At 63.9% G+C, this 18,976-nt stretch carries 15 protein-coding genes; 5 read left to right on the plus strand and 10 right to left on the minus strand.

Annotated features, from left to right (window positions below):
* The 4 genes from OWC48_RS30850 to OWC48_RS30865 form a co-directional block, all read right to left on the minus strand.
* Positions 1-2,094, minus strand: a 2,094-nt coding sequence (locus OWC48_RS30850; RefSeq protein WP_282523370.1) for a caspase domain-containing protein, incomplete at its 3' end; no start/stop codon positions are given.
* A gap of 175 nt (positions 2,095-2,269) precedes the next feature.
* A complete protein-coding gene (locus OWC48_RS30855) occupies positions 2,270-3,025 on the minus strand; it encodes a carbonic anhydrase (RefSeq protein ID WP_282523371.1) in 756 nt (251 codons plus the stop codon).
* A gap of 326 nt (positions 3,026-3,351) precedes the next feature.
* Positions 3,352-6,855: a DNA polymerase III subunit alpha gene (dnaE, locus tag OWC48_RS30860; RefSeq protein WP_282523372.1), complete on the minus strand. Its 3,504-nt coding sequence runs from the start codon at positions 6,853-6,855 to the stop codon at positions 3,352-3,354.
* 498 nt (positions 6,856-7,353) lie between these two features.
* A complete protein-coding gene (locus tag OWC48_RS30865; protein WP_282523373.1) occupies positions 7,354-8,073 on the minus strand; it encodes an outer membrane protein in 720 nt (239 codons plus the stop codon).
* 254 nt (positions 8,074-8,327) lie between these two features.
* Between OWC48_RS30865 and OWC48_RS30870 the strand changes: the two genes are divergently transcribed.
* From OWC48_RS30870 to OWC48_RS30880, 3 genes are all read left to right on the plus strand, one after another.
* Complete coding sequence (locus tag OWC48_RS30870; protein ID WP_282523374.1) at positions 8,328-8,648, plus strand: DUF3551 domain-containing protein; 321 nt, start codon at positions 8,328-8,330, stop codon at positions 8,646-8,648.
* 1 nt (position 8,649) lies between these two features.
* Positions 8,650-8,904 carry a DUF3551 domain-containing protein gene (locus tag OWC48_RS30875; protein ID WP_282523375.1) on the plus strand — a complete coding sequence of 85 codons (255 nt, stop codon included), beginning with the start codon at positions 8,650-8,652 and terminating at the stop codon, positions 8,902-8,904.
* Positions 8,905-9,060: 156 nt separating this feature from the next.
* Positions 9,061-10,371: an MFS transporter gene (locus tag OWC48_RS30880; protein WP_282523376.1), complete on the plus strand. Its 1,311-nt coding sequence runs from the start codon at positions 9,061-9,063 to the stop codon at positions 10,369-10,371.
* An 8-nt stretch (positions 10,372-10,379) separates the two neighbouring features.
* On the opposite strand, the gene OWC48_RS30885 is transcribed toward OWC48_RS30880, so the two are convergent.
* Both OWC48_RS30885 and OWC48_RS30890 read right to left on the minus strand, forming a co-directional pair.
* The gene (locus tag OWC48_RS30885) at positions 10,380-11,018 is read right to left on the minus strand and encodes an HD domain-containing protein (protein WP_282523377.1); all 639 of its coding nucleotides are present in this window, start codon (positions 11,016-11,018) and stop codon (positions 10,380-10,382) included.
* A 50-nt stretch (positions 11,019-11,068) separates the two neighbouring features.
* Positions 11,069-11,530 carry a carboxymuconolactone decarboxylase family protein gene (locus tag OWC48_RS30890; protein ID WP_282523378.1) on the minus strand — a complete coding sequence of 154 codons (462 nt, stop codon included), beginning with the start codon at positions 11,528-11,530 and terminating at the stop codon, positions 11,069-11,071.
* Between the two features lie 110 nt (positions 11,531-11,640).
* On the opposite strand from OWC48_RS30890, the gene OWC48_RS30895 reads away from it, so the two are divergent.
* Together OWC48_RS30895 and OWC48_RS30900 are read left to right on the plus strand one after the other, a co-directional pair.
* Positions 11,641-13,050: a PLP-dependent aminotransferase family protein gene (locus tag OWC48_RS30895; RefSeq protein ID WP_282523379.1), complete on the plus strand. Its 1,410-nt coding sequence runs from the start codon at positions 11,641-11,643 to the stop codon at positions 13,048-13,050.
* Between the two features lie 203 nt (positions 13,051-13,253).
* Positions 13,254-14,525, plus strand: coding sequence for a hypothetical protein (locus tag OWC48_RS30900; protein ID WP_282523380.1), 1,272 nt, complete (start codon positions 13,254-13,256; stop codon positions 14,523-14,525).
* Between the two features lie 382 nt (positions 14,526-14,907).
* Here the strand turns inward: OWC48_RS30900 and OWC48_RS30905 are convergent, their stop codons facing one another.
* From OWC48_RS30905 to OWC48_RS30920, 4 genes are all read right to left on the minus strand, one after another.
* The gene (locus OWC48_RS30905; RefSeq protein WP_282523381.1) at positions 14,908-15,492 is read right to left on the minus strand and encodes a DUF6647 family protein; all 585 of its coding nucleotides are present in this window, start codon (positions 15,490-15,492) and stop codon (positions 14,908-14,910) included.
* Positions 15,493-15,718: 226 nt separating this feature from the next.
* Positions 15,719-16,180, minus strand: a complete 462-nt coding sequence (locus OWC48_RS30910) for a nuclear transport factor 2 family protein (RefSeq protein WP_282523382.1) — start codon at positions 16,178-16,180, stop codon at positions 15,719-15,721.
* Between the two features lie 89 nt (positions 16,181-16,269).
* Positions 16,270-16,935 carry a hypothetical protein gene (locus tag OWC48_RS30915; protein WP_306664559.1) on the minus strand — a complete coding sequence of 222 codons (666 nt, stop codon included), beginning with the start codon at positions 16,933-16,935 and terminating at the stop codon, positions 16,270-16,272.
* A 567-nt stretch (positions 16,936-17,502) separates the two neighbouring features.
* Positions 17,503-18,936 (minus strand): DUF1254 domain-containing protein, encoded by a 1,434-nt coding sequence (locus tag OWC48_RS30920; RefSeq protein WP_282523384.1) that lies wholly within the window; start codon positions 18,934-18,936, stop codon positions 17,503-17,505.
* Between the last annotated feature and the right edge of the window lie 40 nt (positions 18,937-18,976).

Here is an 18,976-nt window from a genome sequence, read left to right on the forward strand (position 1 = left end):
CGTGACCGGCTTACCCGCGGCGCCCGAGGGCGTGCCGGGCGGCGTGCCCGCAGCAGGCGACGACGCGCCAGCCGGCTCGCGAGTTGCAGACTTGCCGCCAGCGGGCACGCCACCGGGCGGGGTCTGAGCAACCGGCGGCTTCGGCGGTTGGCCGGGCGCAGCCGGATTCGCGTTGGGCGCAACGGTCGTCGGAGTGCCGGCCGTTGGCGCGCCAGGATGGGGCGGCAGCGTTGTGCCGGGCGCAGCCGTGGTCGGCGCCCCCGGATGCGTCGGCGCGGGCGCGCCGGGTGCATTTGCCGTCGGCGCCAAGGGCCTGCCGCCCTGCGGCGTCCCTGCCCCAGCCGGCGGCCCGCCTTGGGCGCCGGGAACCGGCAGCGTGTTGGCCTGCGGCAGCCTGGTCGGCGGTGCGGGGGGAGGCGTGCCGGTCGGCGCGACATTGGCCGGCGTCCCGGGAGGTGTCCCCGGCCTCGCCGTCGGCTGGACCGTCGCGCTCGGCGGCATCGGCGCCTTGCCCTGCTGGATCAGCGCGGCGCGCTGCGTAGCGGCTTGCGGCAACACTGGCGCTACCGGGTTGGCGCGGTCGGCAATCGTCGGCCTCAGATTGCCGGGCCCGGCCCCTCCTCCCGCTCCCGCGGGCGGGGCGGGCGGCCGGTTGATCACGGTGTTGATGACGGTGGTGTTATGGATGTTGTTGAAGACGATGTTGTTCGGCGGCGGCGCGACATAGACCGACGGCCTGACGAACACCGGGATCGGCACGAACAGCGGCTGCGGCAGCACAAACAGGCCGACCACGGGCAGCGGCGGCTCCAGCACGATGAAATCCGGCGGCGGCGGCGGCAGATAATAGACCGGCGGTGGCGGTGGCGGCGCGAAGCCGAACACGGGGTCGCCGAACAGCAGCACGGGACGGTCGACATAGACGATCTCCTCCGGCGGCGGCGGCGGCACGTCATAGTCCATCATCGCGAAAGTCGGCGGCGGCTCGAGCGGCGCGGTCAGGATTGCAAGCCTGCGCCGTGCATCGCCGGCATGCGGACCGCGCGAATAACGACGCAGATACGACCAGTAGGCGTCCGGCGTATCGGCGCGATAGGTCCGCCGCCAGGTGATCGCCTCGCGGCGCGCCGCGACGATCGCCATCACGCGCTTCGACAGCGGGTCACCGGGATAGGCCGCGAGAAATTCTTCATAGGCCGGCAACGTGTCGCGCTCGAGCGCGGCCGCATAGGCGTCCTGCACGCCGAGATCGCGGATCGGCTTGTTGCGGATCGCGGCAACTTGGTCGGGCGCGGCCTCCGGCGGCGGCGCATCGGGCCCGCGCTCGAAGAACGAGAAGGGTGCCGATATCTTCGCCTCGTTCCAGGGCACCTGCGCGCCCTTGCTGGCCTCGTTGACGCGCAGGCGGACGCGGTCGAACACCTCCGCCAGCGGCAGACCGCCGGTGCGGATCATCTCCGCCAGCGATTGCGCATAAATGCCGTACGGGCCGGGCTCTTCCGGCGCGACCGTGCCGGGCGCGGCGTTGAAGGCGATCAGCATGTTCGGATCGGGCTCGACCAGCGCCAGTCCGCTCGCGATCGGCTGGCCGCCCTCGATGAAGGGCTGCGCGCGCGCCGCGTCGAGCACGACGATGTTGGCCTTGAGCGAAATGGAAGCGAGCTGGCGGGCGTAGTCGCTGATGCGCAGGCCTTCGGTCGGGATGTCGGTGTCGCGGGCGATGTTGGTATCGACCGGGATGAAATAGTTCTCGCCGGCAAGCTGCACGCCGTAGCCGGCCAGATAGATCATCGCGACGGTGCCGGGACCCGAGGCCTGCGCCTTCTGGATGAAATCGCGAAGACTCTTGCGCAGCGTGTCGCCGTCGAGATCGCGCGCGCCGACCACGTCGAAGCCCGCCGCTTGCAGCGTCTGCGCGATCAGGCCGGCATCGTTCGCGGTCGTCGCCAGCGGCGACTTGGCGTAGGCGCCGTTGCCGACCACGAGCGCGATGCGCTTTTCCTGCTGCTGCGCGCGCGCCGGATCGGGCGCGGCCGCAGCGAAGGCCAGGATCGGCAAGAGAAAACAGATGAAGGCCTTGTAGGTCCCACGCATGGCTTGCTTGCCCGCTATCGTTGTTGAGCTGCCACCGTACATGAGACGCGCGGCCGGCTGAATGGTTGTTGAACGAAAGGCGCGGATTGAGGCGGCGGCATGGCGCCCCCGCCCCATCAAGCCCCTGCGTCAGGCCCGCGTAAGCCTCACGACCGCATCGCGGCGCGAGCCGCGCTCAGCCCTGCGCGATCAGATCGACTGTTCCCGTGGTGAGCCGGTAGATGCCGCCGACGACCTTCAGCTTGCCCTGCTCCACCGCCGCATTGAGGATCGGCGCGGCCGTCTTCAGCTTGGCGATGTTGTCGACAACATTCTGCCGGATCGCCTTGTTGAGCACGTCACCACCCTGCTGCATCGCAGCCTTGGCGGCGGGCGCGATCGCATCGACCAGCGAGGGAATGTGGCCCGGCGGCGACGTGTTGTCCTTGATCGCCTTCAGCGTCGCATCGACCGCGCCGCAGGCATCATGACCGAGCACGAGGATCAGCGGCGCGTTGAGCACGGCGACTGCGTATTCCATGCTGGCGATGGTCTCGGTGCCGGCAAAGTTTCCGGCGACGCGGCAGACAAAGAGATCGCCACGGCCCGAGTCGAAGGCATATTCCGGCGCAATGCGCGAGTCCGCGCAGCTCAGCACGGCCGCGAACGGGTTCTGCCCGCCGGCCAGCGCTTCGCGCTCGTGCTTGAAATCGTGGCGCCGCGACACGCCGTCGACGTAGCGAGCATTGCCCTCCATCAACCGCTTCAGCGCCGCATCAGGCGGCAGCACGTTCTGCGGCTTTGGCGGCAGCTTGGCCTCCTTTGCCAGTGCGCCGTTGGCGATGGCTCCGCCGGCGAAGGCCATGCCAAACGCGGCGGCGCCAAACAGCATCGCGGACCGCCGCGACGGCGCGATGTCCTGATGCAGAGATTCAGAGCACTGGTCGCACATGTGATGTTTCCCCAGGGACAGTGGACGAATGGAAGCGTTGCGAGGATAGGTCCGCCGATGTGAAGAAATCACCAATGATAAATGATGCAACTGATGATTGCTGCACCGCGAACCATGCTGCAAAGCCGCAACGGTCGCTCGCCTCGCGCGCGATGACTGCACGAGCTTGCGCTCGTCTGCATATGTTTGCAATCGGCCGCTAAAGCTTGAACCGGAAAAAGCGCAGCAATTTTCCCTTGCGACAAACGCGGCACGCATTTGCGCGTAGATCAGGCCCCAACAACGATCCACGGCACGATGACGATTCTTCTAAATCTCATCGCGCTCTAGAGCTGCTGCACGTCCACCACGCCCGCGACCGCCTTGATCGCGCCGGCGATCTGCGGCGAGACCTTGAAGCGGCCGGGCAGCTTCATCTCGACCTCGGTCTCGAGGTCGAGCATCATCACCAGCGAGACCTCGCCGTCGCCGTTCGAGCGCGGCGCGATGCCGGGACTGCCGACTTTTGGCGCGGCGCCGTTCGAGGCCGCCATATCGGGTCCGGCCAGTCGCTTGGCGATCGACTCCAGCGGCTTGGTGTCGCGCACGAAGATGCGCAGGCCCTTCTGCGTCTTGGCGGCGGCGTCATCGAGCGGCTCGGCATGCAGCACGCGGGCGCGGACGTCCTCGCCCTGCAATTCCGCGCCCAACTGGAGCAGCACGGCGGCGCCCGGCTCGAGCACATCGCGGTATTGCGCGAGGCCTTCGGAGAACAGCACCGCCTCGAAGTGGCCCGTGGGATCAGACAGCCCCATGATGCCCATCTTGTTGCCGGTCTTGGTGCGCCGCTCCATGCGCGACACCACGGTGGCCGCGACCTTGCCGGCGGTGGCGCCGGTCTTCACCGCGCGCGAGAACTCGGCCCAGCTCTGCACGCGCAGGCGCTTCAGGACAATCGCGTAATCGTCGAGCGGATGGCCCGACAGGAAGAATCCGATCGCGTCGTATTCGCGGCGCAACCGCTCGGCCGGCAGCCAGGGCTCGATCTGCGGCAGCATGATGGTCGGCGCGTCCGCCGACATGCCGAACATGTCGTTCTGGCCGATGGTCTCGGCCTGATGCGCACGCTGGCAGGCGGCCAGGATCGAGTCAGCGCCGGCAAAGACCCGCGCCCTGTTCGGCTCCAGCGTGTCGAAGGCGCCGGCGGCAGCGAGGCTTTCGATGATGCGCTTGTTGATCGCGCGCGGATTGACCCGCGCGGCGAAGTCGGCGAGCGAGGTGAACAGCCCGCGCCTGGTCCGCTCCTCGATGATCTGCTCGATCGCCTGGATGCCGACGCCCTTGAGCGCGGCAAGCGCGTAGTAGATCGTCTTGTCGCCGACCTCGAAGGTCGGGCCTGAGCGGTTGATGTTCGGCGGCTCGACCTTGATGCCGAGGCGCTGCGCCTCGGAACGGAATTCGGAGAGCTTGTCGGTGTTGTTGAGATCGAGCGTCATCGACGCCGCGATGAACTCCACCGGGTAATGCGCCTTCATATAGGCGGTGTGGTAGGACACCAGCGCGTAGGCCGCCGCGTGGCTCTTGTTGAAGCCGTAGTCGGCGAACTTTGCGAGCAGCTCGAAGATGGTCTCGGCCTGCCCCTTCGGCACGCCGTTCTTGACCGCGCCGGCGACGAAGATGTCGCGCTGCTTGTCCATCTCGGCGCGGATCTTCTTGCCCATGGCGCGGCGCAGCAGGTCGGCGTCGCCGAGCGAATAGCCCGACATCACCTGCGCGATCTGCATCACCTGTTCCTGGTAGATGATGACGCCGAAGGTCTCCTTCAGGATCGGCTCCAGCACCGGATGCAGATATTCCGGCTCCTCGTCGCCGTGCTTGCGCGAGCAATAGGTCGGGATGTTCGCCATCGGGCCCGGGCGATAGAGCGCGACCAGCGCGATGATGTCCTCGAAACGGTCGGGGCGCATGTCGACCAGCGCGCGCCGCATGCCCTGGCTTTCAACCTGGAACACGCCGACCACCTCGCCCCGCGCCAGCATCTGGTAGCTTTCGGCATCGTCGATCGGCAGCGTCGCGAGATCGATGTCGATGTTGCGCGGCTTCAGGAGCTTCACCGCGACGTCGAGCACGGTCAGCGTCTTCAGGCCGAGGAAGTCGAACTTCACGAGCCCGGCCGGCTCCACCCATTTCATGTTGAACTGGGTCACCGGCATGTCCGACTTGGGATCGCGGTACATCGGCACGAGTTCGCTCAAAGGGCGATCGCCGATCACGATGCCGGCCGCATGCGTCGAGGCGTGGCGGGTCAGGCCTTCGAGGCGCTGCGCGATGTCGAAGGCGCGCGCCACCACCGGGTCTTCATCGCGGAACGCCTGAAGCTTCGGCTCGCTCTCGATCGCGGCGGCCAGCGTCACCGGCGCGGCCGGATTCTGCGGCACCAGCTTGGTCAACTTGTCGACCTGGCCATAAGGCATCTGCAGCACGCGGCCGACGTCGCGCAGCACGCCGCGCGCCTGCAGCGTACCGAAGGTGATGATTTGCGCGACCTGGTCGCGACCGTAGCGTTCCTGGACGTACCTGATCACCTCGCCGCGGCGGTCCTGGCAGAAATCGATGTCGAAGTCCGGCATCGAGACGCGTTCCGGATTGAGGAAGCGTTCGAACAGCAGGCCGAACTTGATCGGGTCGAGGTCGGTGATGGTCAGCGCCCAGGCGACCAGAGAGCCGGCGCCCGAACCGCGCCCCGGTCCGACCGGAATCCCTTGGCCCTTCGCCCATTTGATGAAGTCCGACACGATCAGGAAGTAGCCCGCGTACTTCATGCGCATGATGACGTCGAGCTCGAACGCCAGGCGCTTGTCGTAGTCCTCTTCCGTGGTGCCCTGCGACAGGCCGTGCACGCGCAGGCGATTGGCGAGCCCCTCCTCCGCCTGGCGCTTCAGCTCGGCCGCCTCGACCGACGCGGCGTCGGAGCTTGCGGCGGCGCCGACCGTGAAGAACGGCAGGATCGGCTTGCGCGTCATCGGGCGGAACGAGCAGCGCTCGGCGATCTCCACCGTCGAGGCCAGCGCCTCCGGAATGTCGGCGAACAGCACCGCCATCTCGGCGCGGGTCTTGAAGCGGTGATCGGGCGTGAGCTGAACGCGATCGGACTCGGCGATCAGCCGCCCGCCGGCGATGCAGAGCAGCGCATCGTGCGCCTCGTAATCGTCGGTCGAAGCGAAATACGGCTCGTTGGTCGCAACCAGCGGCAGGCCCTTTGCGTAGGCGATGTCGATCAGCCCGCTTTCGACGCGGCGCTCCTTGTCGATGTTGTGGCGCTGCAATTCGACATAGAGGCGGTCGCCGAACAGGCCGGCGAGACGCTCGCAGCGCGTCGCCGCAATTTCGGCCTGCCCGCTGGCAAGCGCGAGCGAGATCGGACCGTCAGGGCCGCCCGTGAGTGCGACCAAGCCTTCGGTCTCACCGTCGAGCCAATCGAACTTGATGAACGGCGCGTGGCTGTCAGGCGATTCGAGGAACGCACGCGAGTTCAGCCGCATCAGGCTGCGATAGCCGCGCTCCTGGGCCGCCAGCAACACCACACGCGACGGCAGCAGCGCATTGCGCGCATTGGGATCCTGGTCGCCGAAATCGATCGCGAGCTCGCAGCCGACGATCGGCTGGATGCCGGAGCCCGCCATCTTGTCGGAGAACTCCAGCGCGCCGAACATGTTGTCGGTGTCGGTCAGCGCCAGTGCGGGCTGGTGGTCTTTTTTCGCGAGCTCGGCGAGCTTGGCGATCTTGATCGAGCCCTTGAGCAGCGAATAGGCCGAGTGAACGTGAAGGTGGACAAATCCGGCGCTCGGCATGGTCGCGTGACGGCCTCTTGCAGATGAGATGGAGCGGTCGCCGGCTCCAGGGGGATCATGAGGACATCCAGCCGACTCGCCTCACAATGGTGGGGCGTCACCGCTTCAGAGTCCACGCCGGAGCGACCGATCGGCCGCGTCGTCCCGCTTTTCCCCAAGGGCACTCCTGAGGGGGCAAGTCGGGTTCCCGAGCATCGGTTTACAAAACCGAAGCTCTAGAGCTGCGGAATCACCTGCGCCCAGATTGCGATCATCCCGACGAACAGCGAGATCGAGGCGAGTGCGGCGGCTTCTTCCACGAAAATCCTGAACATGGCTTGCTCCATCACCAGAACGTATGAAGAACATTGTTCTCATTTCGTTCTTGAGAGTCAAGCCGTCTCAGCCACCTCGAAATGGGATGGTTAACTCGCTGAATTCAAACAATAAAAAAGCCCCGGCCAACGGCCGGGGCTTCGACAACCGCTCCACGGAGAGCGATCAGTCTCAGTCGTTTGCTTAGTAGCGACCGATCAGCGGGCCGCCGAACTTGTAGTTCAGGCGAACGAGACCCATGTCGACGTCCTGGCGGATGCGCTCCGAGCCGGCGAAGCCAGCGAAGGTCACGTCCTTGTCGGACAGGAAGATGTGGTTGTACTCGACGCCAACCGACCAGTTCGGCGCGAAGCCGTATTCGAGGCCGGCACCGACCGTGCCACCCCAGCGGCTGTCGCTGGACGAGGAGAGCAGCGCGCCCGCCGTGCTGGAGATCTCGTACTTGTTGCTGACCACAGCCGCACCGCCCTTGACGTAGACCAGGACGTTGTTCCAGGCGTAGCCAACCTGACCGGTGATCAGACCGAACGCATCGATCTTGGTGCGGTTGCGGGTGGCGAACAGCGCGCTGGTGTTGTCGCCCGAGAAATCGGCCCAGTTGCCCTGGCCTTCCACGCCGAACACCCACTGGCCGGACTGCCAGCGATAGCCGATCTGACCACCGACCGTGCCGCCCGTCGCATCGTGCGAACCTTCGCGGCCAACGCCGACGAAATCCCAGGTCGCGTGCGACGAACCGCCGCCGCCGTTGATGCCGATGTAGAAGCCGCTCCAGTCATAGACGGTCGCGATCATCGCAGGCGCCTTGGTGTAAGGCCGCGCAGCGAGGTCAGCAGCCAGCGCCGGCGCAGTCGCGCTCAACGCGACAAGGCTCACAGCAGCAAGCAACAGATTCTTGTTCATTTGATTCCCGTTCCAGTTTCGTCGTTAGGCCCCCGGGCCGTGGCGTCGTCATATCAGCGCTCGACGGAATTGCTGTAACTCCGACGCAACAGTCGGAGCCAAAGGGCTGTGCTGCGTTAATGAATGTTTAGCAGCGCGCGCGGGAAACCCTTTGAAACAAGGGTTTTCATGAGTTCCAATGTCGACTACACGACGTATGCTGCATCTGTGCTTGGACACCTGATGCACGCACGATTGTGTGATTGGAGATTGATATGCGTAGACAGATTGCCCTCCCCATTGTCGCCACACTTTCGCTCGCAATCGCCACATTCGCGCTCACGCTGAGTGCCAGCACGCCCGCACGCGCATTCGGCACGCATCACGCGTTCTGCCTGACCGGCCAGGAATGGCCGGGGCTGAGCAATTGCACGTTCGACAGTTACGCACAGTGTCAGGCAAGCTCGTCGGGCCGCGCGCTGACCTGCATCGCGAATCCGTATTTCACCGGCCAGAGCGACGATCCCTACGCCTATCAGAATCGTCCGCGCGCGCAGACACCGGGCTATTCACCCGGCTACTACCCGCCGCGCTGAGATGCGCCGCGCCCGCTTCGCGCTCGTCACCATCGGCCTGCTCTTCTCGGGCGTGCCGGCGCACGCGCAGACCTACGATCCCAGCTATCCCGTCTGCATGCAGATCTACGGCCCTGTCGGCTATTTCGACTGCCGCTACACTTCGCTCGAACAGTGCAGATTTCTCGCCGTCGGCCGCTCCGCGAGCTGCACGGTGAATCCGTACTTTCCGCAGAAGAAACCGGGAGCTCCTCGCCGATCGAGGCGCATCGACTAGTGTCACGCGCCAATCGGGACGCTGATATGCGGCGCGCCCTGCGTTGGGTCTCTGGTGTTGACGCCGGCTGATCCCGGTTTAAGTACGACAACAAATCTTGCAGGGGTGGCGACGTTCGCTGGGCTGGTTCCCGTTGACGCCACCAATGCAGGACACATGACGACCTCGCCTCACGCGACCTCGCCCCCCGCCTCAGCGCCCCCTCACCTCGCCATCGTCCTGTTCTCGCTCGCGATGGGTGGCTTTGCGATCGGAACCACCGAATTCGCATCGATGAGCTTGCTGCCGTTCTTCGCTGCCGACCTCGGGATCGACGAGCCGGCCGCGGGGCACGCGATCAGTGCCTACGCGCTCGGCGTGGTGCTGGGCGCGCCGCTGATCGCCGTGCTTGGCGCGCGGTTCGCCCGGCGCACCCAGTTGCTGGCCCTGATGGCCGTGTTCGCGCTCGGCAACGCGCTCACCGCGCTCGCGCCGGGCTTCGGCTGGATGATCGCGGCGCGATTTCTGTCGGGATTGCCGCACGGCGCCTATTTCGGCATCGCCGCGCTGGTCGCGGCCTCGCTCGTTCCGCAACACCGCCGCTCGCAGGCGATCGGCCAGGTGATGCTCGGCCTGACCTCTGCCACGATCATCGGTGTGCCCTTGGCCAATCTGATCGGCCAGGCGGTCGGCTGGCGCGCGAGCTTCGGCCTCGTATCGTTGCTGGCGTTGATCACGGTCCTGCTGTGCGCTCTGTTCGCGCCGCGCGACCAGGGCGGCCAATCGGATCCGCGGCGAGAGCTTGCGGCGCTCAGAAGCGGCCGCGTCTGGATCACGCTCGCGATCGGCGCCATCGGCTTCGGCGGCATGTTCGCCGTCTACACCTATCTCGCTACGACCCTGATCGAGGTCACCAAGGTCAGCCCCGCGGTCATTCCGTTCTTTCTCGCCGTGTTCGGCATCGGCGCCACGCTCGGCAATCTGTTCGTGCCACGCTTTGCGGACCGCGCGCTGATGCCGACGGCAGGCGTCATCCTGCTGTTTTCAGCGGGCGCGCTCTCGGTGTTTCCGCTTGCCGCCGGCAATCCCTGGCTGCTGGCGGCCGACGTCTTCGCGATCGGCGCCAGCGTCTCGCTCGGAGCCGTCCTGCAGACGCGGCTGATGGACGTCGCAGGAGACGCACAGGGGCTCGCTGCTGCGCTCAACCATTCGGCGTTCAACACCGCCAATGCGCTCGGCCCGTTCCTGGGCGGCCTTGCCATACGCGAGGGGTTGGGCTGGACCTCCACCGGTCCCGTCGGAGCCGCGCTCGCGCTTCTTGGCTTCCTGATCTGGATCGTCGCCTGGCGCGACACTGGGCCCGCGCCTGTCGAGATCACTCCAGCGAGCGACGGAGCTTCGCTGAAGAACGCTCCCACGAGGCCGGCGCCACCGCTGGCGCCGGATGACCGAAGCCGTTCGGATGCCGTCAGGGATCCCGTGGCTTGAGCGGCAGCTCAGCTCTGCCAGGGCGTATTGCGGATGCGCGTACACGCGTTGGGCTTGCGGAAGCTGGGATCGTGATCCTCGATGTAGTCGAAATTCACCGTCCCAAACGTCGTCTGGGGTTTCTTCAGGGCTGAACAGGTCTGCACCTTCAGGAACTCGTTCTTGAAATCACCGCGCGGAAACGCCGATATCACCTGGTCGCGCTGCTCCGGCGTGTAGTCGTCATAGCCAACGCCCACGACATCCACCAGGACGCCTGCGTTCGTCAGGGCGATTTCCGGCCTCATATGTTGCGGGATGCCGGGGGTGGTATGCAATGCGATCGCTTCCCACACCAGATCGGCCTGCGGCTCGGCAATGCCGCGCGCGCGGAGGAAGTCGCGCGCGGCGTCGGCCCCGTCGACCTCAAATCGTTTCGTCGCCGTATGGTAATGATCGACAAGGCCGAGGTCGTGAAACAGCGCCGCGACATAGAGCAGTTCGGCATCGAATTTCAGCTTCTGACGCAGCCCCTTCATCGCGCCGAACACGTAGACGCGAACCGAATGGTTGAACAGCAACTCGTCTTCGTAACTGCGCACCAGCTCGGTGGCTTCGCGCGCCAGCTTGCTGTCGGGGATTTTGACGCCGGAAATCACGCTCGTCATTTTCAAGCTCCTGCTTTGCATCTGTTTCGGCCGATGCCGTTCTTGGGCCGTCAGGCGGCCTTCTCGACGGCGGCCTGCGGCGTTCTACGGAAGCTGATCGCCATGCGATTATACGTGTTCATCAGACCGATCGCGATGGTGAGGTCGACGAGCTCACGCTCCTCGAAGACCGCGCGCGCGGCTTCATAGGCCTGATCCGGCACGCCGGTATCGGCGACGCGGGTCACCGTTTCGGCCCATGCGAGGGCGGCGCGCTCGCGCGCGTCGAACAGATTGCCGGCTTCCTCCCACGCCTGCAGCAGCGCGAGCTTTTCGATCTTCACCCCACTCTTGAGCAGATCGCGCATATGCATGTCGAGGCAATAGGCGCAGTTGTTGATCTGGGATACGCGCAGGTAGACGAGGTTGACCAGCGCCACTGGAAGATTGCTCTGCATGATGTAGCCGTAGACGCCGCCCAACGCTTTCACGCCGGCCGGCGCGATACGGTCGTAGTCGAGACGCTTGGTCATTGTCCTGCTCCTTGATGATCGATGCCCGGCCCTAGTCTCCCCCCATAGATGCCCCTGCCATGGTCCACAGAAAAGCACCAAGAACGCACGAAACTCGTGTACCAAGGGGCATGACCAAACCGCTGCGGCTGGAACTGGATCGCTCTGCGAAGACGCCGCTGGCCGAGCAGATCCATGGGGGCATCAGGGCCGCCATCTCGAGCGGCGTGCTCGCACCCGGAGCGCGCCTGCCCTCCTGGCAGGATCTGGCAGCCCAGCTTGGCGTCGCGCGGGGCACCGTGCGCGCGGCATATGAAAAGCTGGCCTCCGCCCAACTGATCGTCGCGTCACGCGCAACTGGAACGCATGTCGCGGATCGGCCGTCCTTTCCCGTTCGGAAGGACAAGGCCCCGGCCCCCGGCTCGTTCATGGAGATGTACCAGGAGCTCACGGCGGGGCCGGCGATCTTCCAGATGGGCGTGCCTGCGCAAGAGACTTTTCCTGCCACGCTGCTCGCAAGGATGCGCGCGCAGGCGGTTCGCGTCGAAATGAGCGCGCCGGCGATCTATCCGGATCCGCGCGGCGAGCTCGACTTGCGACGCGAGATCGCAGCCTACCTTGCGCTGGCGCGCGGGATCGAGTGCACGCCGTCGCAGATCATCATCACCAGCGGCTTCAGCGGCGGCCTCGGATTGGCGCTCCGTGTCCTCGGCCCCGAGCCAAAGACGAAGGTCTGGGTGGAGAATCCGGGCTTTCCCTTCACGCGGCACGGTCTCGCGCTTGCAAGACTGTCGATCGCGCCGATCCCGGTCGACGCTGACGGCATCGATGTCGATTACGGCCTGAAACATGCTCCCGACGCCGCGCTCGTCGTCGTGACGCCCGGACAGCAGGCGCCACTCGGATCCACATTGTCGCTGGCAAGGCGTTCGCGCCTGCTCGACTGGGCCACCCGGCGCAAGGCGTGGGTGATCGAGGATGACTATCTCAGCGAGCTTCAGCTCAAGGGCCGGGCCACGCCGGCACTCGCCTCGCTCGATCGCGCGGGCCGCGTCATCCACATCGGCTCTTTCAGCAAGACCGTCACCCCTGCCCTGCGGCTCGGCTTTGTCGTTGCGCCGGCGGCTCTCGCATCGCGATTTGCCGAAGCCGCGGCTTGCCTCGCACCGGCGCCCGGGCCCGCGGTGCAGCTCGCCACCGCCGATTTCATGCGCGAGGGCCATTATCTGCGGCATCTCCGGCGCACGAAGCGGGTCTATGCCGCGCAAGGCGATGCGTTGCTGAAAGAGCTTCGGACGCGCACCGCCAACGTTGCGCTTGCCGGATTGGCCGCGGTCCTGCGACTGCCGGATGGAGCGCCCGATCTCGCCATCGCCAGGGAAGCGGCATCGTTCGGACTGGCGCCTACTCCGCTGTCGCTGTGGTATGCGTCCACGGCTTCGGCGCGCCCCGGTCTGTTGCTGGGTATCGCCACATCGCCGCAAAAGCGGATCGAAGCGTCCTGCGACAGGCTCTTCGAAATCATCGATCGTCTGACGTGACGAACGCCCGTGCAGGTCTTTCGAGAAAGCACGGCGTCACGTTCCGTGACCCCGCAATCGCCGTTGGTGTGAATTTGCGTGATATAGCTGCGACGCGCCGCCCGACGCAATAACGCCGGCCGGCATGCCACCGAAAGTTGTATGCGCGCCGATCATCATGTAACGTCGGTGTGTATCTTCACCGCGCGTGGCCCAGTCGTTACATGCTTGCCCGTATTTTGTTTTTCGTGGCCATGCTGCTTCCATGCGCACTGCATGCCGAGGAAACGCCTTCCGAAAAGGCCGGATTTGCGCGCAAGCTGACGATCTACCTTGCCAAGGGGGCACCGGACGCGTGCGGTCCTGGCTGCGACCGCTGGATCGCCATCGAGGGCGAGATCGATGGGGACGCCAGCCAGCGCATTCGCCGTTTCCTGGCCGGCGTCAAGGACACGCAACGTCCGATCTACCTTCATTCGCCCGGCGGGAACGTGGAGCAGTCCTACGTCATCGGCCGGCTGCTGCGCAGTCGCAAGGCGGTCGCCCGGGTCGGCCGGACGATCGCGACGGCGTGCGCCGCCGGCACGCAGGTGGACGCCGCATGCCTGAAGACCAAGGCCGCCGGCGGCGAGGTCGAGGCGGAGCTCACGACCTATCATGCGATGTGCAACTCGGCCTGCGGCTACCTGTTTCTCGGGGCGACATCACGCGAGGTCGCTCCCGACGCCGCCCTGGCGGTCCATAACTCCAGGCTGGTCCTCGTCTTTCACGGGCATCCGGCGCCGCAGGCGGTCGCGGAATACAGGCAGCGCCGGATCGCGAACGCCGACCGCGACCGAGCTGCATTCATCGCGGCGATGGGGATCAGCCGCGAGCTCGACGGTCTCATCCGTACCGTGAAGTTCGAAAACCTGCATATGCTGACGCGACCCGAGCTCTATCGTTTCGGAATCGACACCCGACCGTTTGCCGAGGGGATGTGGAGGCTGGAGAAGGCAACGCGGCCGTTCATCAGCAAGATCGCAGTGATGAAGAAGGAGAGCGGCTCCTCGTTCCGAACGATGGAATGGCGCATGTTCTGCGAAACCAGGAATCGCATGCCGCTGATGTTCGCGGGCGAGATCGACGAGGCGAGCGTCGGCAAAAGTACGGTCATGATGACGGCAGACGCCGACAAGGACCAGGAAGCCGGAGGGTTTCCGGTGCGAGCCGCAAAGTACGAGATGTGGAGCGGCAGCATCGACCCTGACATGGTCAAGGCGATCATGGCCTCCCGCTCCCTCCATGTCCGGCGCACCACGCCGATGCCGGACGAAAAGGTGGACGTCGCGAAATTCGACATCGACCTGACGGGCCTGGCGTCGATGCGGACTGAGCTTGCGGCGGCGTGCTCGTCAGTCGCGGCAAAGCCGAACGGTCCCTGGCCGGCGAGCCCTCGGCCAGCAATTCCGCTGCCGAACGTCACCGCACCGCCTTCGGCAGCGCCGTCGCCGTAAGCGCAGGAGCGCAATTCGAAGGCCCGTGGCATAACGTAGCTTCACTCTGGGGCCGTTGCTGACTTCGCCTGCACCACCTCGGAAATACGCATTGGGCCCACGAGCGGATCTGTACGCCACCGGCTGAATGGACGAACCCGTCACCTTAAGGAGAACTCAGGGAACAAGCACCGCTGGCATTAATCCTGTCGGCAGCGGTACAAACTGATTCTGCTGCCCCCGAGCCATCGCCAGGATCGCCAATGCAATTGCAAGGACCGCCAAGAGTCTGGCCATCAATCAAATCCGCTGAAGATCTTGTTGGTACGTACGAGATGATCTTGGCTTTGCGCTCCTTTGGAAAGGCAATCGTTCGACAGCGACTGGGATCGACCGGTCACAATCAATACATGCATGCCGAAGAAACCAGCACCGTGAACATGTCGACGTCGAACTCGCTCTCCAGGCTAAGTCCGAACCGCTCCAGCCATTTATCCTGAGCCAGGTAGGCCAACTTCTCTCGCGCCTGTGGGCAATCAAATTTGAGCCTTCCAACATTCTGAAGGTGATGGACCATTTCGTGTACCAGGACCGATTGGTCGGTCGGCGAAGTGCCGCCCCAATCATCAGGAAGCAGGATCGTTCTCGTCTCGTTGTCGTAAAGTGCCACAACCCCGCGCTGCCCATCGCTTTCCATGAAGCCTTGCGAAAAAGTACGGTCTCTTGCGCGCAACCTCGCAAGCTCCATCTTCGACGCAAATTCAACGACGGGACGCTGTTTGATGGCAGGCAGGTCGAAATTCGATGAGAGCCAAGTCACAATGTCATCGAACTGGGCTTCCGCAAGTTGCGCTGCATCGGAATGCAACGAAACCGAACGCGACTTGGCGGACGCGCTGCGCTCCGAAGCATATTCGCAATCGGCTTTGGTGGACGTGGCTAACGTTAGGGAAGCTATCGCCGCGACCAAGAGGAATTGCTTGAACATGACCCTCTCCTCAGAGGCTGTTCGAAAAGAAACTCTTCAAAAAATCAGTCGGCCGTTGAATGGCTGGAACATAGCATTCGCCTGGCGACGTCGTTGTGAACCCATTCACATCCAAAGAACTCACAACGCCGGTCACATGCTGGTGAGCGGCGCGCCTCGTACTTGCTTCCTTCAGGTGATGTTGAGAACTATTGCGAGCAGAGCTCCATCGCCCGCTCTTCTTGAGTTACTTTGCGGCCTGCTGCGGCTGGGGTGGCGGCGGTTTGGGGACCGACGTCAGCATGCGAATCTTCCATTGCCCGTCCTCACGAACATCGAGAGCGGTCCAAACAACGGTGAAGTCTATGGGAGCGCCTGTCTCGCTGCTGCCAGTCACGCGAGATTCGCCGGTGACCAGAGCCATGTTTTCTGACAATGGCTGAACCTCGGTCGTCTTGACCTCGAGGCGACTAACTCCCGCCTTGAAAGCGTTCTCATAGTATCTGGTATTGTCCACTACGCCGTCTTCAGTCACTCGCATATAGTTCTTGGTATAAAGCGTAGTAATGCCGGCGGCGTCCTTGTTGCTGAAGTATTGCTCGTATGCTGAACCTATCTTTCCAACTTCCTCCTTGAGATTTTGATCTGACGCAGTCGCGGGAATTGCAGATAGTAACAGCGAGATAAATACAGCTCCAAATCTGCGCATGATGTCACTCCCTACTGTTGATACCTCGCCAGCCGAGAGGTCGCGCCTTTGCGGACCCCACTGTTTGCTCGAACTTTATTGGTTCGTCTTCATGGTGGCAGCAGAGCGGCCGCGATTCCGCCGCCAGGGTCAGGCGGCCGCACGAACAGAAAGCGGGAGGTCGCCGGTATTTCCGCGTCATCTCTGCCGTCCTGGCCGATCAGGATCAATCCGGCTCCGCCGTTTGCCACGTTGAAAACCACCGGCTCTCCGCTCCACGTCTTGATTGGCTGCATTCCCACGATGAGGAATTCGCCCATGGGCTGATCAAGATATTGAAGGCGCAATTGGGGACCGACCTCCGCTGCCGCAAGTTCAAAGCCGAGCTGTCGGGCCCGCGCGTAAATGACGGCCAGAGGCACGCTATCGGTTTTAAAGCCGAGCTCGACAGCGGATACCGCCACAAGCGCCACGTCTATCTTGTTGGCACTGACGGTGAAGGCCGGTCGAGCCAGAACTTCCGCGGCCAGCCCACCGATATTGCAACCTACGGCATCCAATGCATTGCGCAACGCAATGGAGTTGCCAAAGGTGCCGACTGCAATCGTCCTCCATGTCGAAACATCGCGGGCGGCCCCGATGAGTTTTTGCGGCAAATCAACCGCACGAACTTTGCCGAGCTTCAGTTGATTCTGTAACACGTCGCGCGCCGAGCATTGTCCCCACGCCTCGGGCGCGACCTGAAGCAGGGAAGCGGCACAGAGCAATGCAACCATCAGACAATGCCTGCCCCGCCCCGCGATGGGATGGTGATTTGGTGCGGCACGATCCGCATGGCTCGTCAGAATGCACATGTCGAAGATCGACTTGTTGCAAAGTTCGACTGAAAAAACCCGCCTCCGAGTCAATGGGAAGAACGGAGGCCCAATGAAAAACATTGTCCGACCGCACTCAAAAGGGGGGCCGGAGGCGGGGCACTATTGGCTCAAGTATTCCAATTTCAAATGAACGGGCGGCAGTCCGTAAGCCCGATCGCCCGTCGCATCAAACCGAAAACGGAATGACGTTGCTGAAACTAGCACCACGAGTCCGACGGTTCAATCTGCAACTCTGCCCACCAGCGTGCATAACGCGCTTCGCCGCGATCACATTCCTCGCGCCGTCGCGCGCCCGCCGGCCGCGCCCTCACCTGCATCGTCACTTCGTTTTTCACAGGGCAAAGTGACGATCCCCATGCCGGTCACAATCGGACGCACGTAGACGCCAGTGTATTCGCCGAGCCATCCTTGGGCGCGTTAAATGCGCTGCGCTTGCCTTGCTCCGCGGGGCTCCCTTGGCATCTGTCATTGCTGCCGGCCAACGGTTTCACTATCGACCCGCTTGATGGCCGGTGGATTCCACACGCCGGTCAATGCGTCCGACTTTGGCGCATAAAGGCGCATGGTGAGGTTGAACGGGCCTTTGGGCGCGGGCAGCCAGTTGGCTTCGCGATCGCCGCCGGGATTGTCATTCTGGAAGTAGAGTGTGAGCGACCCGTCGGCGTCGCGCTTGAACGGCATCCAGCTGCTCACCGCAAAGCGATTGAGTGGATTGGCAACCTGGAAGCCTTCATCGTCATACAGGGTGATTGACCAGAATGCCTCGACCGGCGGCACTGCGTCCTTGGCTAAGCGGACGATGTATTTGTTTGCGCCGTCGAGCGGCTTGCCGTTTTCATCGCCAACACTGTTCGGGTAGATCGCGTCCTCCGGCAGATTCGCGCCGAGTCCAAGCTGGGCGACGATCGCGCGCTTCAAGTAGTAGTTCCCGTAAACGCCCATCGTGTCCGTGTTCATGGACCAGTGATTTGCGACGCGCGCCAGCGTTGGGATTTTCCATGCCATCAGTTTCTGCGCCTGAGCCGGCGCATCCTCGATCGCTTTCCGTACCGTGGCATCGGCTTTGGTCATATCGAAGTTCTTGCCCGGTTCGAGCCCTATCCGCGCCATGCGCGCGATGATCGGCTCATCTGTGATGTGTGGCGGGTGGACCTTGGATAGCTCCGCCGCATAGGCAAAAAACTTATCGCCTGCCATCGTGTCGACTTGCAGCTTCGGCGGCGTCTTGACGTCAACGTTGGGATCGATCGTCTGTGTCACGGCGACCGGGGGCTTACCCCATCCAGATAGCGGTGTGATCTTGTACCCCTTCTGCACCTCGTGAACCGGAGCATAGTCGGCAGGACCATCGGTCTTGGTGCGCCCGATGATCCAGACATAAGGCGTCGGCGCGTCGATACGCGCGAAGCCCGCCGGCACGTTTCCGTTCCAGCCCGGCGGCACGACCAGGAAATTCGCTGCCTTGGTGCCTGTCGTACGCCATCCCGGCGACGCGAACACATCGGTCCACATGTCGAGCATCGGCAGCAGGTAGTAGCGGCCACCGGTATCAGGAACCGAAACGACCATGGGTTCGCGGGTCAGGTCGAGCCAAGCGCTCGAATACAGCGTGTCGAAATTGGGCCGCACCACCACCTTCATGTCTGCGGTCGGGTAGGCCTGGATATTGTCGAACGTGTTCGGAGGACCGCCTATTGCCGCAGTTTTAGGATCGGAATTGATGAGCTGCTTGCGCGTCAGGTCCATCGTCACGAGCGGATAGAAGTAAACATACGCCTCCGCAGCGATCGCTTGTGCCTCTTCCGCCGAAATCGATTGGGCGGCGCTCGGGGTCGAGGTTGGCACCATGAAAATCAGACCTGACAGGATCGCAGCAAGCGACGACAGTTGCCTTTTCATGAAGGTCCTCCCGAATATCCCTGCACCGGCGACCAATGGT

Source organism: Bradyrhizobium sp. Arg816 (assembly GCF_029989365.1).
Lineage (GTDB): Bacteria > Pseudomonadota > Alphaproteobacteria > Rhizobiales > Xanthobacteraceae > Bradyrhizobium.